General features: G+C 62.6%; 16 protein-coding genes and 1 pseudogene. 4 read left to right on the top strand and 13 right to left on the bottom strand.

What is annotated here, in order from left to right:
- The first annotated feature begins 15 nt into the window (after positions 1-15).
- Positions 16-654 carry an MBL fold metallo-hydrolase gene (locus M653_RS0110615; RefSeq protein WP_027143339.1) on the top strand — a complete coding sequence of 213 codons (639 nt, stop codon included), beginning with the start codon at positions 16-18 and terminating at the stop codon, positions 652-654.
- A gap of 184 nt (positions 655-838) precedes the next feature.
- Here M653_RS0110615 and M653_RS0110610 read toward each other — a convergent pair whose 3' ends face one another.
- From M653_RS0110610 to M653_RS0110600, 3 genes are all read right to left on the bottom strand, one after another.
- Entirely contained in the window at positions 839-1,273 is a 435-nt protein-coding gene (locus M653_RS0110610; RefSeq protein WP_027143338.1) for a BA14K family protein, read from the bottom strand.
- 188 nt (positions 1,274-1,461) lie between these two features.
- Positions 1,462-1,674, bottom strand: a complete 213-nt coding sequence (locus M653_RS0110605; RefSeq protein WP_008877668.1) for a cold-shock protein — start codon at positions 1,672-1,674, stop codon at positions 1,462-1,464.
- A 317-nt stretch (positions 1,675-1,991) separates the two neighbouring features.
- Positions 1,992-2,204, bottom strand: a complete 213-nt coding sequence (locus M653_RS0110600; RefSeq protein WP_006202520.1) for a cold-shock protein — start codon at positions 2,202-2,204, stop codon at positions 1,992-1,994.
- Positions 2,205-2,778: 574 nt separating this feature from the next.
- On the opposite strand from M653_RS0110600, the pseudogene M653_RS1000000135440 reads away from it, so the two are divergent.
- Positions 2,779-3,176 (top strand): annotated as a pseudogene (locus M653_RS1000000135440) (Kazal-type serine protease inhibitor).
- A gap of 50 nt (positions 3,177-3,226) precedes the next feature.
- Here the strand turns inward: M653_RS1000000135440 and M653_RS0110590 are convergent.
- Together M653_RS0110590 and M653_RS0110585 are read right to left on the bottom strand one after the other, a co-directional pair.
- Complete coding sequence (locus tag M653_RS0110590) at positions 3,227-3,475, bottom strand: hypothetical protein (RefSeq protein WP_027143336.1); 249 nt, start codon at positions 3,473-3,475, stop codon at positions 3,227-3,229.
- Positions 3,472-3,741 (bottom strand): hypothetical protein, encoded by a 270-nt coding sequence (locus M653_RS0110585; protein WP_027143335.1) that lies wholly within the window; start codon positions 3,739-3,741, stop codon positions 3,472-3,474. Before M653_RS0110585 ends, M653_RS0110590 begins: the two co-directional genes overlap by 4 nt.
- Before the next feature lie 358 nt (positions 3,742-4,099).
- On the opposite strand from M653_RS0110585, the gene M653_RS0110580 reads away from it, so the two are divergent.
- Positions 4,100-4,318 (top strand): hypothetical protein, encoded by a 219-nt coding sequence (locus M653_RS0110580; RefSeq protein WP_027143334.1) that lies wholly within the window; start codon positions 4,100-4,102, stop codon positions 4,316-4,318.
- Between the two features lie 199 nt (positions 4,319-4,517).
- The gene (locus tag M653_RS0110575) at positions 4,518-6,152 is read left to right on the top strand and encodes a tetratricopeptide repeat-containing sulfotransferase family protein (protein ID WP_027143333.1); all 1,635 of its coding nucleotides are present in this window, start codon (positions 4,518-4,520) and stop codon (positions 6,150-6,152) included.
- 157 nt (positions 6,153-6,309) lie between these two features.
- Here M653_RS0110575 and M653_RS0110570 read toward each other — a convergent pair whose 3' ends face one another.
- The 8 genes from M653_RS0110570 to uvrB all read right to left on the bottom strand — a co-directional run bounded on the left by M653_RS0110570 (position 6,310) and on the right by uvrB (position 14,414).
- Positions 6,310-6,663 carry a DUF1428 domain-containing protein gene (locus M653_RS0110570; protein WP_027143332.1) on the bottom strand — a complete coding sequence of 118 codons (354 nt, stop codon included), beginning with the start codon at positions 6,661-6,663 and terminating at the stop codon, positions 6,310-6,312.
- Positions 6,664-6,761: 98 nt separating this feature from the next.
- Entirely contained in the window at positions 6,762-7,178 is a 417-nt protein-coding gene (locus M653_RS0110565) for a glyoxalase/bleomycin resistance/extradiol dioxygenase family protein (protein ID WP_027143331.1), read from the bottom strand.
- A 142-nt stretch (positions 7,179-7,320) separates the two neighbouring features.
- Entirely contained in the window at positions 7,321-7,503 is a 183-nt protein-coding gene (locus M653_RS0110560) for a hypothetical protein (protein ID WP_032935200.1), read from the bottom strand.
- Positions 7,504-7,641: 138 nt separating this feature from the next.
- Positions 7,642-7,950, bottom strand: coding sequence for a HigA family addiction module antitoxin (locus tag M653_RS0110555; protein ID WP_015316118.1), 309 nt, complete (start codon positions 7,948-7,950; stop codon positions 7,642-7,644).
- A 26-nt stretch (positions 7,951-7,976) separates the two neighbouring features.
- Entirely contained in the window at positions 7,977-8,255 is a 279-nt protein-coding gene (locus M653_RS0110550) for a type II toxin-antitoxin system RelE/ParE family toxin (RefSeq protein WP_027143329.1), read from the bottom strand.
- Between the two features lie 84 nt (positions 8,256-8,339).
- Entirely contained in the window at positions 8,340-9,866 is a 1,527-nt protein-coding gene (locus tag M653_RS0110545; protein WP_027143328.1) for an ABC-F family ATP-binding cassette domain-containing protein, read from the bottom strand.
- 245 nt (positions 9,867-10,111) lie between these two features.
- Positions 10,112-11,017: a DMT family transporter gene (locus tag M653_RS0110540; RefSeq protein ID WP_027143327.1), complete on the bottom strand. Its 906-nt coding sequence runs from the start codon at positions 11,015-11,017 to the stop codon at positions 10,112-10,114.
- Between the two features lie 229 nt (positions 11,018-11,246).
- Complete coding sequence (gene uvrB / locus M653_RS0110535) at positions 11,247-14,414, bottom strand: excinuclease ABC subunit UvrB (RefSeq protein WP_027143326.1); 3,168 nt, start codon at positions 14,412-14,414, stop codon at positions 11,247-11,249.
- Between the last annotated feature and the right edge of the window lie 48 nt (positions 14,415-14,462).

The raw sequence follows: 14,462 nt of genomic DNA, 5'->3' as shown, positions 1-14,462 counted from the left end.
AGCGAAAGGACGATCATGGGTCAGCTCAATGCCGGCATCGTGCCGGTCACACCGTTCCAGCAGAACTGCACCATCCTGTTCGACATGGATGACAAGCATGGCGTGGTGGTCGATCCCGGCGGCGACATCGACAAGGTGCTGGGGATGTTGAAGGACAATGCGATCACGGCCGAGGCGATCTGGATCACGCACGGCCATATCGACCATGCCGGCGGCGCCATGGAGTTGAAGGAAGCACTCGGCATCGAGATCATCGGTCCGCATGAAGCCGACAAGATGCTGCTCGACAATCTGGAGAACCAGGGCAGGCGCTACGGTATCGGCGGTGTGCGCAATTGCGTGCCCGACCGGTTTCTTACAGAAGGCGAGACGGTGTCATTTGGCGGCCATGTGTTCGAGGTGCTGCATTGCCCCGGCCATGCGCCTGGCCATGTCGTCTACTACAACCGCGCCGCCAAATTCGCCCATGTCGGCGACGTCCTGTTTCGCGGCTCGGTCGGCCGCACCGACCTGCCGGGCGGCGATCACGCGGCACTCATCGCCTCGATCAAGGACAAGCTGTTGCCGCTTGGCGACGACATCGGCTTCATTTGCGGTCACGGTCCCGGCGGGCGCTTCGGCGAGGAACGGCGGACCAATCCGTTTTTGACCTGAATAAGATCTGGACCGGCTCCGGGTTCCAACGCTTACAGCATGCCGCGGCAAATAGGATTGTAAACTTCTGCTATGCATGTCGTTATCCCGGAACCGAGGACACTTCCGGGCGACATGCATTAGCAGGCCGATAAAAAAGCGCCGGCCTTGCGGTCAGCGCTTTTTTGTTTGGGGCAGGGAAGCCTCAGTTGGCGGTGCAGAAATGCTGTTCGCCGTCACTGCCGGTGAAGGTGCCGGTCCGGGAATTGAAGCTGCGGTATCGGTCCGAGCAGTACTCGTACCAGCCGCGCGTCCACGGTTCGGCATAGCGGTCGGCATAGACCACCTGCGGTTCCACGTAGTAGCGGCGCACCNGGGCCGGGCGTATCCGCACGTCACGATCATAATAGCCGTCATCGTAATAACGGTCGGAATCGGGCGGCGGCCGGTCATTGGCCAACGCGCCACCGATCAGCGCGCCGGCGGCAAGGCCGAGAACGCCGGCCGCGACAGCATCGCCATGGCCATGGCCGTGATGGTGCCAACGGCGCCAGTCATCGGCATTGGCCGCCGAAAAGGTCCCCAGCGTGGTGGCGACCACGGCGGCGGACAGCACGGCTGTCTTGAAAATTCGGTTCATTTTGGTCTCCTTCGTGCCCGTGCAGTTTTGCAGGGGATGCGGTCCGGCTTTACGAACGATTAATATGGGACCGTGGCTGAACGGGGGCTGAACGAAAATTTGACCGCACGCCTTGTTTCTCGACATCAAACCCGCGCCTACGGGGCGCTGACCAGACCTGCCGGGGCCGGCGTCGGTGCGAAGCCGGCTCAGCCGACCGACAGGTTGACGGCCTTGGGTCCCTTGCCGCGCTTGTCCGGCTCGGTGTCGAATGTCACTTTCTGCCCATCTTCGAGACCGGGAAGACCCGACGCCTGCACGGCCGAAATATGGACGAAGACATCCTTCGCGCCATCATCCGGTGTGATGAAGCCGAAGCCTTTGGCATGGTTGAAGAATTTGACGGTGCCGGTCTGCGGCATGGGAAGCTCCTTTGATCCCATAAACTCCAGTCTCGGGCCGGCAAATGCCCGAATGGAAATTTGTCCTTTATTTTAGCGCTATCGGCAAGTGAAAGTTTTCCGGGCACTTAAAGCACGTCGTGCTTTAAGTGCTTGTTATGACGCGTGTCATTGGCCCGGACCGGATGAACTTCCAGATGACATGCGTTTATGCTGCGCCACGGACATGAAAAAGGCGCGACGAAAACCGCCGCGCCTTTCAAAAATCTGTCTGCCTGCCCAAGTGCTGATCAAGCTCCTCGATCGCCCATCCGCCTGGGATGTGCGGCGCCGATCGCTCAGGCTGCGCGCAGGTTGACCGCCTTCGGGCCCTTGCCCATGCGGTCCGGCTCGACGTCGAAGGTGACCTTCTGGCCGTCGACCAGCGTGCGTAGGCCCGAGGCCTCGATCGCTGAAATGTGGACGAACACGTCCTTGGCGCCGCCGTCGGGCGTGATGAAACCGAAGCCTTTGGTCGCATTGAAGAATTTAACGGTGCCGGTCTGGGCCATTGGGGAAACTCCTTCACCCGTTCAGTCTTGGTGGTCCTGCCCGCCACCTGGCGTCGAGGGCAGTTCCTGGTGGTTGCTTCGGCAGTCATGCATTGGCGCACGGTCAAAACCCCCCGCCGAAAAACGGGGCCGTCAGAGATTCACAGTATCGGGGAAAGGTCGTCCAAAACGTTCCGCTCTCCGGGTCGCAAATGCCCGAACACAGAATTTATCGCACGGAAACGTGAACGTTGCAAGATAGCGCCACGGGCCGCCGCCACGAGCGCATCCGACGCAAAAAAATCGACCGATCAGGGCGTCGACCGGCTGCAAATAGGCTTCGTTGCCCGAGGGGTCATCGGCCCACGGCCGTGGTCATATATAGGCCAGAAGTGATGATTGCCGGCGAGGCCCTCACTGATCCCGGTCATTTCCCGACAGAGGCCGCGAACGGGGTTGCAATTGGCAATAGAATAGCGAGGATCATGCCATAGGCGACTGATTTAAATCTTGTTTTGATCGATATCATTGTCAGCGAACCGCCAAGCAGTCTTGGGCGGTATGGACCGAGACGGGGATCGGGGGAGAGACGATCATGAGGTTTCTTGCGGCAATCTTCTCACGGCAGGGTTTTACCATCCTGTTCCTGTCGGCAATTCTCGCCGCCTGTACGTCGTCGTCGATGAAGGACCGGGGCCGCGCCCGCCGCGCCCTGATCCGCAATTCTGCACCAAGCAGTACGAGCCGGTCTGCGCCCGGCGCGGCGGTGATCGCCAGACCTTCGCCAATGCCTGCCTTGCCGATCGGGCGGGTTACCGCATCGTGCGCGACGGCCCCTGCCGCGACGGCGGTGGTGGTGGCGGCGAGCAGACGTTCTGCACCCGCGAGTACGCGCCGGTGTGCGCCCGCCGGCATGGCGAGATGCGCACCTTCCCCAACGCCTGCGAGGCCCGTGCCTCGGATGATCGCATCGTCGGCGACGGGCCGTGCTGACGGGGCTTAACCCGGCTCGCGCCTATAGCGGGTGTTTGAAGCCCTTCCGCTCAGGCGACCGGATTGTCGGCCAGTTCGAGATTGTCTTCCGTGGTGACCCGTTCGTGGGTCTCCTGCTCGCTGCGGATACGGTATTGCGGGGAACCGTCCTTGACCGGCAGCCTGCTCTTGATCTCGAACAGTTCCGCGGTTTTGTTGAGCAGGCCGGTCCGGCTTTTCATACGCACGGTCTGGCCTATGGCAAAGAGATGCGAGGGGGTGTCGGTGCGCGGACGCGCATTCTGTTGAAAACGGATCATGCTGCATTCTCCCGGTCGCGCACCAGCGCGGTCTCGAGGTCCAGGTAGTCGATGGCGATAAGCTGGCTGGTGAGCGGATTGTTCACCGCCCTTGCCGGCAGATGGATGAAAGTAGCTACGCGGCGCCAGGCAAGCCACGACATGCCCTCGATCAACTCTTCGTCGTGATCGATGTCGTAGTGACCAGCCGGCAGTTGTCCTTCCAGGCCACCGAGCACGAACGGTGCGGTGAAATGGGCGATGGAACGGGTGGTGCGGTCCGGCATTGTCCTGATATTTCCCGCCTTGTGGCGTCACGCAAACAGCGGCTTGAGAGCAAAAAAGCAGGGACACGGCGAATGTGCCGCGCGTCCGGTATCGACATCTGGAATGAGATTGGCGGGTCTAGAACCTCTGACGCCGCGAGATGCCAATTCTGGCCCAAACGATATCTTCCTATATAGCTCAATTTGGAGCTTCATTCAAGAAGAATTATGGAATTCCTCGCTTCGATTTCAAAAATAGACGGCTATAAATTTTAGAATAATTCTGCTAGGGTTCAGATATCTTCAAAAATTTCTCGGAAGCGCGCCGAAGATTTACTCAGCGCCTGTAATTTTATTTTTTTCTGAAAGGGATAAAACCATGGATTCATTCAGAACTTCGAAAGGGAAGAGCGTGGCGATCAATGCCATCGTCCAGCCAAGCGCCACGTACGCCATTGGCGCTGCCGGAAAGCCGATGGTCGTCCAATCGGCGCGGCTGACCATCAGAAGCGACGAGGCGGCAAGGCGAACGATCTCCGATACCGATGGCACTGTGAGGCGGGCCAGGCAGGTTGCCGAGACCAATCGCCTGATCTGATCGCTTTCGCCGCGATGTAGGGCACAGAACCAAGCAAAGCCTTGAACCTGTAGCGCCGATGGCCTAGATCGCGGCAGGCGCATAACACGGCAGGTGTCCCATCAACAGAGATCAGAGAAGAGCGGCGGGTGCGGGAGCCAAATCTGGCGCGGCCAAATCTGGCGCGGGAGGCCAGCCGCCGCTGGGCCTCGACCAGTATGTGCAGCAGGCGCTGCAACTGCACCAGGCCGGGCGCCGGCAAGAGGCCGAAGCGATCTACCGGCAGGTGCTGGCGCGTCAGCCGAAACATGCGGCCGCAGCGCATTTCCTGGGGTTGCTGTTGCACCAGACCGGGCGCAGCGAAGAAGGGATGGATTTCCTCGAACAGTCGGTTCAGCTGCAGCCGACGAACCCCGACTTCCTCAACAATCTCGGCACGGTGATGCGGGATCTCGGCCGTGTCACGGCGGCGATCGATTTCTTCCGCGGCGCGGTTGATCTGCGGCCGGAGCAGCTTGCGGCGCGCGACAATCTCGGCTCGTCGCTGAAGCAGATCGGCCGGTTCGAGGAGGCCGAGGACATCTATCGCGGCACGGTGCAGCGCAACCCATTCCACGTGCGCGCGCGGATCGGCCTTGCCGAAACCCTGCAGGAAGCTGGACGCCTCGACGAGGCGCTGGCTGTTTTCCAAGAGGCACTGAGCATCCGGCCCAAGGATGCCGACCTGCTGCACGGACTGGGCGTCGGGTTGATGGAGAAGGGCAAGCTCGACGAGGCGGCCGACCTGTTCCGGCAGGCGGTGGCGATCCAGCCCGCCATGGCCCGCGCGTGGCTGATGCTGACGCAGGTCAAGCGCCAGAAGGAGCGCGATGCCGAACTGGCCGGCATGGAGGCGCAGCACGCCAAGGCGCCTCAGGACAGCCTGGCACGTATGCAGCTGTCGTTTGGCCTCGGCAAGGCCAATGACGATCTCAAGGATTATGGCAAGGCGTTCGGCTACTTCGCCGAGGGCAACGCCATCCGCCGCAAGGGCATCGACTATGATCCGGTGAAGACACGTGCCGAATTCGAGGCGATGAAGACGGTGTTCGATGCCGGCTTCTTCGAAAAGCACAGACCGAGCCCGATCACCGACGATGCGCCGATCTTCGTCGTCGGCATGCCGCGTTCGGGGACGACGCTGGTCGAACAGATCATCGCCAGCCACGCCCAAGTCTACGGCGCGGGCGAGCTCGGCATCTTGAAGACGGCGGTCGGCAGGCAGTTCCCGTCGAACATGCCGGGCGGTTTCCCCTGGGGCGTGGCCGACACGGACGATGCGGATTTCGCCGAGGCGGGGCAGGCCTATCTCGACATGCTCCATGCCCGCTATCCGCATATGCGCTATGTCACCGACAAGATGCCGGGCAACTTCCTGCTCGTCGGCTTCATCCACATGATGCTGCCGAAGGCCAAGATCATCCACTGCGCTCGCGATGCGGCGGCGACATGCCTGTCGATCTACAAGGTGCATTTCCGCGGCGACAGCCACCGCTATGGCTATGACCTCGGCGAGCTCGCCGATTTCCACAATCTCTATACCGACATCATGGCGCATTGGCACAAGGTGCTGCCCGGCGTCGTGCACGATGTGCGCTACGAGGATTTCGTCGCCGACCAGGACGGGCAGAGCCGGGCACTGATCGACTACCTCGGCCTGCCATGGGACGATGCCGTGCTGTCGTTCCACCAGACCGACAGGCCGGTGCGCACGGCATCCGCCGCGCAGGTGCGCCAGCCGATGTACCAAGGGTCGGTCGATCTGTGGAAGCGCTATGGCGACAGGCTGAAGCCGCTGCTCGACAAGCTGGATTAGCACACCGATCGTCGGTCGGCGCGAAGCGTCTGAACTTCGTCATCCACGGGCGGAGCGTCCGCTTCGCTCCCGCTCCGCCCGTGGATGACTACCTAACGAGGGTTTCGGTCAACCGCAAAGGGCTGCAATCTGCCAACCCTGCCGTTGCGCCAGCTGCTCAAAGCTCCATGAAGGGCTGGAAGCCGCCGAAGATCATGCGCTTGGCATCGAAGGGCATGGTTCCCCAATCGGGTTTCAGGCGCGGATCGGCCATCACCTTGGCCATCACGGCATCGCGATCCTGCCTGGATTTGTAGAGGGCCCAGGAGAAAACGACGATCTCGTCATCCTTGGCCTGAACGGCGCGCGGAAACGAGGTCAGCTCGCCATAGGGCACATCGTCGCCGATACATTCGACATAGGCGAGCGCGCCGTGTTCCATCCATATGGGGCCTGTGAGATTGGCCAGCTTCTTGTAGTCATCGAGATTTGCCTTCGGCACGGCAAGCACGAAGCCATCGACATAGGACATGGCGGTCTCCTCTTTGCTAGAAATGGGCGCCGGATCGGCGGGGATACGCCCGGCGCGGTTGGGCGCATCCCTCTCGGCGAGGGCGCGCGCGCTAAAGCTTATTCCGTCGGTGCGTTCATTGCCCAGGCGACGCCGAAGGGGTCCTTCACCTGGCCCCATCGGTCGCCCCAGAACATCACCTGCAGCGGCGTGACGATCTCGCAACCGGCGTCGACGGCGCGCTTCCACCAGGCGTCGATATCATCCTTGCCGAGATGGAGCTGCAACGTATAGCCCTGCGCCGCCTGGTGCGGATGGCCGTGTTCCGGATAGGCGTCGCCGAGCATCAGCGTCGAGCCGTTGATGTAGAGATGGATATGCATGGTGCGGCCTTTTTCATCCGCCGGATAGGCAAAGACTTCCTCGGCTCCGAAAGCCTTCTTGTAGAACTCGGCGGCCTTGTTGGCGCCGTCGACCTGCAGATAGGGGGTCAATCCACCAAGCACTTTTGGCCGGGGTGGGGTCTGGTCGGTCATTGCATGTTCCTCTTCACGTTTGGATTGGCCTTGCGGACCATAGGACGGACGAGAGGACGCCAATCCTACAGGGTCGCGAAAATTTTTCGCCTGATATCATCGGGCAACCGGCCGGCTGTGGAGACCGGCGTACAGGCCGTGGTCATATGACCTTGGCCGAGGACGTGGCCGCGCGACGGCTGTCGCGGGCATCGAGGATTTCCGGAAAACCGATATCCTTGCGCAGTTCGGCCGGCAGCGACAGCAGGATGCGTTCGCTGCGGTGACGGGCGCGCGCCGCGGCATACCGGGTTGCGATGCGGCCGATGGATGACAGGACGGACATGACGACTTCTCCCTGGGTTGGCGCCGGCATCATCGTGTCGGCATCCCAAGGACGGGGCAGCAACGGGCGATCCGACAGATTGCCCGGAGAATTTTTATGTCAGCCCTTTACATCTCATTCAGGCGCCGCCGAGGAGGCCTATGCAACCTTGAGCGTGGGGATAGCCGAAACATCGACCTCACGCTCGGCGTGCCAGGCATCGAAAGCCGCCTGCATCCGAAGCCAGATCGCCGCGCCGTCGCCGAACAGCTTCCCAAGGCGAGCGGCCACTGCCGGCGAAACCGGCTTCCTTTCGCGGATAATGTCATAGAGCTGCTGCCGGGAGATGCCGAGCAGATTTGCAATTTCCACCTTGGTCTTTCCAGTTGCCGGGATAATGTCCTCAAGCAGCGCTCCCGGGTGGGAGGGGCAACGCTCGATCGGACGCGTCGGCTCGTGCACGGTCATAAGTCGAACTCTCCAATCTGGCCGCCTCAGTGATATTGCTCGAAATCGACGCGGGCGGCGTCATTGCCGTCGAATTCAAATGTAATGCACCACGGCCCGTTGACGTGGACCGTGTAGCGGATGGGATCGAAGCCTCTCAGCGGGTGGAAGTCGAAGCCGGGAAGATTCATCTCCTCCGGCTTTTCCGAAGCTTCCAGACGGTCAAGCCGAACAAGGATGCGCTTGTGCATCTTGGCGTCGATCTTGCCGGTTTTTCCGGTTTGAAAGAGGTCGGACAGCGCCTTGTTCTTGAAGGACTTGATCATGACGTATGTAAACAGATCGCTTACACAAATCAAGAACCTGTAAGCAAATAATTTACAGGCGTGGTGCTGCCGATCTCCCGCCCGTCATACCGCCCCTTCAGCCACCTCGCGGAAGAAATTCTCCGGATCCTCGACCTCGGTCAGCTTTCGCTTCTCGATCAGCCAGAAGCGGTTGCCGACAGCACGGATGAAGGAACGGTCGTGCGAGGCGAGCAGGCAGCTTGCCTGGTGCTTCAGCAACTCCTCCTCCAGCGCTTCCTGGCCGTCTATGTCGAGATGGTTGGTCGGCTCGTCGAGCAGATAGAAGTTGGGATTGGCGAGTCTCAGCGCCAGCATCATCAGCCGTGCCTTCTGGCCGCCCGACAGCACACCGATCCTGCGCTCCTGCATCTCGATGACCACGCCGGCGCCGGCAAGCAGCGAGCGGGCACGCTGTTCGCCGACATCGTAACCGCGCGAGACCATCGCCAGCGGCGTGTCGTCGCCGCTGATTCCGGACAGCGCCTGGTCGCTGTAGCCGAGCACGGTCGACGGCGTGACCTTCACATTCCGCACCGTGTCCGGCTCGAGAATGGCGTTGCGGATCAAGGTGACGAAGCGCGACTTGCCGACGCCGTTGCGGCCGAGCAGCACGATGCGATCGCCCTGGCAGAGGTGGCGCTTGCCGGTCCTGAACAGCAGTGTGCCGTCCGGTGTCTCGACCGCCGCGTCGTCGAGCGTGATCAGCACCTTGGCGTGCGTTCCGCGATTGGCGAGTTTGATCGCGCCCGCCGATTTCTCGCGATGCGCCGGATTGGCGGCCTCTTCGAGCTTTTCCGCGCGCTGGTTGAGCTGTTTGGTCTTGACGGTCAGCAGGTCGCTGCCGGAATTGATGCCGATGTTGTTGAGCTTGGCCGCCTGCCGGCGCAATTGCTGGGCCACCTTCATGTCGCGCTGGAACTTTCGCCCAGTCGAGGCGTCGACCTCGTCCACCGCATCCCTGGCCCGCGAATAGGGGAGAGAAAACACCGGCGACTGTTCCGGGCGCAGGAACAGCGTCCGGTTGGTGGTGGCGTCGAGGAAGGCTCGGTCATGGCTGGCGATGATGACCGGCACCTCGCGCGGCAGCGCGTTGAGCCAGGTTTCCAACTGGCTGATGCGGGCGAGGTCGAGATGGTTGGTAGGCTCGTCGAGAAGCAGCACGTCGGGATCGGTGACCCAGACGCGGGCGATCAGCGCCAGCCGCTGCCAGCCGCCGCTCAGCGCCTGCATCTCTCGCTCGCGCATTGGTTCGGGCACGTCGAGCGAATCGAGAACCATGTCGACACGCCACATCTCGCTGTCGGCCTGCTCCGGCGGCAAGGCATCCGCCACCACCTGATAAAAGGTGCGGCCAAGCAGGGCAGAGGCAACGGACTGTTCGACATGGCCGACACGCAGGCCGCGCGTGCGGGTGATGTCGCCCGTCGTCGGCTCCAGCTCGCCGGTCAGGCATTTGAGCAAGGTCGACTTGCCGCGGCCGTTGGCGGCAACGATGCCGAGCCGGTCGCCGCTGTCGATGCTGAGGTCGAGATTGGAGAAGAGCGGCGCACTCATGGTGACGCCGAGGGATTTGAGGCTGATCAGGGCCATGTTCGATTTCTCTGGTCTGTCCGGAAAATCCGGCTTGATGCACTTTGTCGGTGCGCATGCCGGTCATCAGGCCAGGCGTTGCGGCACCACGAAGGGCAGACCAAAAAATCGAAGCGGGAAAAAACCCGGACCGTCCCTGGTCAGCCCTGCAAGCAAGCTCGCAGGGCGGAAATCGGGCCACGCTGACGATGGTGATCGAAAAACACGTTAGCCCTCCTTTCAAGACGTTCGAGTATGGGGACCGGTTACACCAAAGGCGGGGCCGATGGCAAGGGCAAGGCTTCCAACCGGCGGGGAAACGGGTCCAGCACCAGCACGCAGCCGGCGATGATCGCCGCCGCGCCGAAAGCCTGGATGACGGTCAGCGACTCGCCAAGCAGCATCGTTCCGGCCAGCACCGCGATCGTGGTCACGGCGAATTCGACGCTGATCGTCCTGGTCGCGCCGATGCTGGCCACCAGCCGGAAATACACGACATAGGTCAATGCGCTCATCACGCAGGCCAGTATCGCCAGATAGAGGAAGTCGACAGGGCGCGGCATGGCCGGCATCGGCACGGCGAGCAGCAGCGGCAGCGTCATCAGGCCGCCAAACAGGAAAGCGGCGCTGGTGAGTTCCAGTGAGCCGGCCGACCGCAAATGGCGATTGGCGTAGTTGCTGCCGAACGCCGCCGAGAAGGAACTGAACAGCGAGGCGGCACAGCCGACCGCAAAGGAAGCGGTGACCGGAACCGCGGGGAAACCGACCAGGACGATGATGCCGGCAGCGCCGAGCAGCAGCCCGGCAAGGCCGCGAACAGTGATGCGCTCGAGCCCCCAGAGCTGGCCGATGATCATCGAGAACAGCGGGATCGCGGCAACCAGGATGGCCGCCATCGCCGTGCCGATGCGCGGCGTGGCATAGGACAGGCCGATCAACTGCGCCGCGACCGTCGTTGCGCCGACCATGGCGAAATGCCGCCAGCCGGCGCTGAAATCCAGCCGTCGCCGCGTGACGGCTGCAAGCAGAAAGAGCGTGATGCCGGCGATCAGCGCGCGCAAGGTGACCGCGCCGACCCAGCCAAAGGCATGCACCACCTTGAGCAGCACCAGGAAGGACAGTCCCCAGGTGACAGCCAGGAAGACGTAGGCGGCGATGTCTCTGGGTTTCATGGGGAAGTTACGTGCGCTCAGAGGCAGAATTGCAGCCGTGCGTATCGTTTCCGCCACTTGGCGGCAAGCGCGAGCGCATAGTCCAGAGGCTGTTCCGACTTTGACAAGCAGGATGTTAAGGTGCGGCGCCGGCGCGCTTTTCCTTCTCCCCTTGTGGGGCCCGAAGGGCGGGCGAGTCACGGGCCTCGCCCGCCCTTCGGGCCCCACAAGGGGAGAAGGGAAGAGCGCTCTACTTTCCCGGCCTGCCTGTCTTCCCCGGCCGGCGCTTTTCGCGGCGGGCGTCGCCTGGGTCCTCGTAGGAGCCGATGCCAGAGCGTTGGCGGATGATTGGCTTGTCGGTATCGCCGCGATCTTTCGCGCCCCCCTCTGTCCTGCCGGACATCTCCCCCACGAGGGGGGAGATTGGCTGTGGCTTCGCCGGCACTTTTCCCTCTACCGGTTTCTCGGTACGGCGCACCGTCATCTCATCCAGAGAATTCTTCTTGAACAACGGTTTGGCGGCGTCGCCCGGGATGCCGAAATCGGAGCCGTGCGCCTCTCCGGCCGACTGCTTTTTGAACAGCGAGCGCGACACCGCCCCTGACGGCGTCGGCATGTCGGTACCAGGCCCCATATCGTCGAGCGAGGGCTTGGCGAACAGCGGCTTCTTCACCGGCACGGCGCCGTCGGCGCCCATCTCGTCGAGATCGGGCTTGCGGAAGAGGTTGGGCCTGGCGGCCTTGGCCGCCTCTTCGGCGGCGCGTGCCTGGTCGAGCTTGCGGAACCGCTCCTGTTCCTCCAACGTCCGATGCTTGGCCACGCCCTTGTTGTGCTTGCCCTTTTCGCGGCCCGAGGCCGGACTTTGGCCTTCCACCTCGCGCGCCAGCGGGTCGTCGGAGATCGACAGTTCCATCTCGCGCAACCGCTTGATCTCGTCGCGGATGCGGGCTGCCTTCTCGAAGTCGAGATTGGCGGCGGCGTCGCGCATCTGTTTGTCCAGCGCGTCGAGATGGGCCTTGAAATTGTTGCCCATCATGGCGCCGGCACCGTCGGTGAACTGTGAAATGTCGGCGCGGACGTGGTCCTTCTCGTAGACCGAATCCAGAATGTCGGAAATGCGCGACTTGACCGATTCCGGCGTGATGCCGTTGGCGGCGTTCCATTCCATCTGCTTTTCGCGGCGGCGATTGGTCTCGGCCATCGCCCGTTCCATCGAGCCGGTGACCTGGTCGGCGTAGAGGATGACCTTGCCGTCGACGTTGCGGGCGGCGCGGCCGATGGTCTGGATCAGCGAGGTTTCCGAACGCAGAAAACCTTCCTTGTCGGCATCGAGAATGGCGACGAAGCCGCATTCGGGAATGTCGAGGCCTTCGCGCAAAAGGTTGATGCCGACCAGCACGTCGAAGGCGCCAAGCCGCAAATCGCGCAGGATCTCGATGCGTTCCAGCGTGTCGATGTCGGAGTGCATGTAGCGAACGCGCACGCCCTGCTCGTGCAGGTACTCGGTCAGATCCTCGGCCATGCGCTTGGTCAGCACGGTGACCAGCGTGCGGTAGCCGGCGGCGGTCGTCTCGCGGATTTCGCCGACGACGTCGTCGACCTGGCTCTTGGCCGGGCGCACCTCGACCGGCGGATCGATCAGCCCGGTCGGGCGGATGACCTGCTCGGCAAAGACGCCGCCGGCCTGTTCCATCTCCCAGCCGCCGGGCGTCGCCGAAACGGCGACCGAGAGCGGCCGCATGGCGTCCCATTCCTCGAAGCGAAGCGGCCGGTTGTCCATACAGGAGGGCAGGCGGAAGCCATATTCGGCCAGCGTCGCCTTTCGCCTGAAGTCGCCGCGATACATGCCGCCGATCTGTGGCACGGTGACGTGGCTTTCGTCGATGAAGACCAGCGCATTGTCGGGAATGTACTCGAACAAGGTCGGCGGCGGATCGCCGGGCTGGCGGCCGGTGAGGTAGCGCGAATAGTTCTCGATGCCGGCGCAGGAGCCGGTGGCTTCCAGCATTTCGAGGTCGAAGCGGCAGCGTTGTTCCAGCCGCTGTGCCTCCAGCAGGCGGCCGGCGCGCTCGAGCTCGACCAAGCGGTGCTTGAGCTCTTCCTTGATCGACTTGATTGCCTGGTTCAGCGTCGGGCGCGGCGTCACATAGTGTGAGTTGGCGTAGATCTTGACGCTCTTCAACTCGCCCGTCTTCTGGCCGGTCAGCGGGTCGAACTCGGTGATCGCCTCGATCTCGTCGCCGAACATCGAAATGCGCCAGGCGCGATCTTCCAGGTGGGCCGGGAAGATTTCGATCGTGTCGCCACGCACGCGAAATGAGCCGCGCACGAAATTGATGTCCTGGCGCTTGTACTGCTGCGCGACGAGGTCGGCGAGCAGGGCGCGCTGGTCGAGCCGGTCGCCGATCTGCATCTGGAAGGTCATCGCCGTGTAGGTCTCGACCGAGCCGATACCGTAGATGCAGGACACTGAGGCGACGATGATGACGTCGTCGCGCTCGAGCAGCGAGCGCGTCGCCGAATGGCGCATGCGGTCGATCTGCTCGTTGATAGAGGACTCCTTCTCGATGAAGGTGTCGGTGCGCGGAACATAGGCTTCCGGCTGGTAATAATCGTAATAGGAGACGAAATATTCCACCGCGTTGTCGGGGAAGAATTTCTTGAACTCGGAATAGAGCTGCGCCGCCAGCGTCTTGTTGGGCGCCAGGATCAAAGCGGGCCGCTGCGTCTCCTCGATCACCTTGGCCATGGTGAAGGTTTTTCCGGAGCCGGTGACGCCGAGCAGCACCTGGGTGCGGTCGTTGTTGTCGACGCCCTCGACCAAGTCCTTGATGGCGGTCGGCTGGTCGCCCGCCGGTTCGAAGTCCGACACCATCTTGATGGCGATGCCGCCTTCGGATTTCTCCGGCCGGGCAGGGCGGTGCGGTGTCCACAGCACGCCGTCCTTGTGCAGCGGATTGCCGGATTCGATCAGCGCCGAGAGCGCGGCCACCGTGGCGGTGACGCCACTGGACGACATCGTCTCGGCTTCTTCCAGCGAGATGTCGAGGCCGGCGACCGGATTAAGGCCGGCTGCCGTGCGTTCGCGGGCCGACGCGGCGCCGCCCATCGAGGTGCCGCGCGCGGTGCGGCCCGGCGCGGCGGAGCGCTCGGGTATCTTCTTCGGCGACTTGGCGCCGCCGCCTTTGCCCGTGGTGCGTCCTTCCCGTTCAGCCTCCTGCTCGATCTGCTCGGCCCAATCCGCGATCGAACCGGTCAGCGGCGTGCCCGACAGTTCTGCCTGCGGCATCTCGGCGAAGCCGCTCTTGTGCAGCGGCTCCGAGGCGTCGAGGAAATCGGTCAGCGGGCTGCGCCGCTTCGGCGCGGCGCGGTCTTCATTCGCCGTCGGCGGCGTTTTTTTATCGGGGGATTTGGCCATGTCCCGAATATGGGAGGTCTTGGCGAAAATGGAAAGAGCACGATGAAG

The sequence above is a fragment of the Mesorhizobium sp. WSM3626 genome (assembly GCF_000513935.1).
Classification (GTDB): domain Bacteria; phylum Pseudomonadota; class Alphaproteobacteria; order Rhizobiales; family Rhizobiaceae; genus Mesorhizobium; species Mesorhizobium salmacidum.
The sequence above is the reverse complement of the archived record's forward strand: the minus strand, read 5'-3'. Positions and strand labels throughout refer to the sequence as shown.

What these genes read in the sequence shown, in the direction of transcription:
- M653_RS0110615 (WP_027143339.1), top strand. Translation starts at nt 16, where the DNA reads ATGGGTCAGCTCAATGCCGGCATCGTGCCGGTCACACCGTTCCAGCAG.
- M653_RS0110605 (WP_008877668.1), bottom strand. Translation starts at nt 1,674, where the DNA reads ATGCCGCAGACCGGCACCGTCAAATTCTTCAACCATGCCAAAGGCTTC.
- M653_RS0110600 (WP_006202520.1), bottom strand. Translation starts at nt 2,204, where the DNA reads ATGGCCCAGACCGGCACCGTTAAATTCTTCAATGCGACCAAAGGCTTC.
- M653_RS0110590 (WP_027143336.1), bottom strand. Translation starts at nt 3,475, where the DNA reads ATGATCCGTTTTCAACAGAATGCGCGTCCGCGCACCGACACCCCCTCG.
- M653_RS0110585 (WP_027143335.1), bottom strand. Translation starts at nt 3,741, where the DNA reads ATGCCGGACCGCACCACCCGTTCCATCGCCCATTTCACCGCACCGTTC.
- M653_RS0110580 (WP_027143334.1), top strand. Translation starts at nt 4,100, where the DNA reads ATGGATTCATTCAGAACTTCGAAAGGGAAGAGCGTGGCGATCAATGCC.
- M653_RS0110570 (WP_027143332.1), bottom strand. Translation starts at nt 6,663, where the DNA reads ATGTCCTATGTCGATGGCTTCGTGCTTGCCGTGCCGAAGGCAAATCTC.
- M653_RS0110565 (WP_027143331.1), bottom strand. Translation starts at nt 7,178, where the DNA reads ATGACCGACCAGACCCCACCCCGGCCAAAAGTGCTTGGTGGATTGACC.
- M653_RS0110560 (WP_032935200.1), bottom strand. Translation starts at nt 7,503, where the DNA reads ATGTCCGTCCTGTCATCCATCGGCCGCATCGCAACCCGGTATGCCGCG.
- M653_RS0110555 (WP_015316118.1), bottom strand. Translation starts at nt 7,950, where the DNA reads ATGACCGTGCACGAGCCGACGCGTCCGATCGAGCGTTGCCCCTCCCAC.
- M653_RS0110550 (WP_027143329.1), bottom strand. Translation starts at nt 8,255, where the DNA reads ATGATCAAGTCCTTCAAGAACAAGGCGCTGTCCGACCTCTTTCAAACC.
- M653_RS0110545 (WP_027143328.1), bottom strand. Translation starts at nt 9,866, where the DNA reads ATGGCCCTGATCAGCCTCAAATCCCTCGGCGTCACCATGAGTGCGCCG.
- M653_RS0110540 (WP_027143327.1), bottom strand. Translation starts at nt 11,017, where the DNA reads ATGAAACCCAGAGACATCGCCGCCTACGTCTTCCTGGCTGTCACCTGG.
- uvrB (WP_027143326.1), bottom strand. Translation starts at nt 14,414, where the DNA reads ATGGCCAAATCCCCCGATAAAAAAACGCCGCCGACGGCGAATGAAGAC.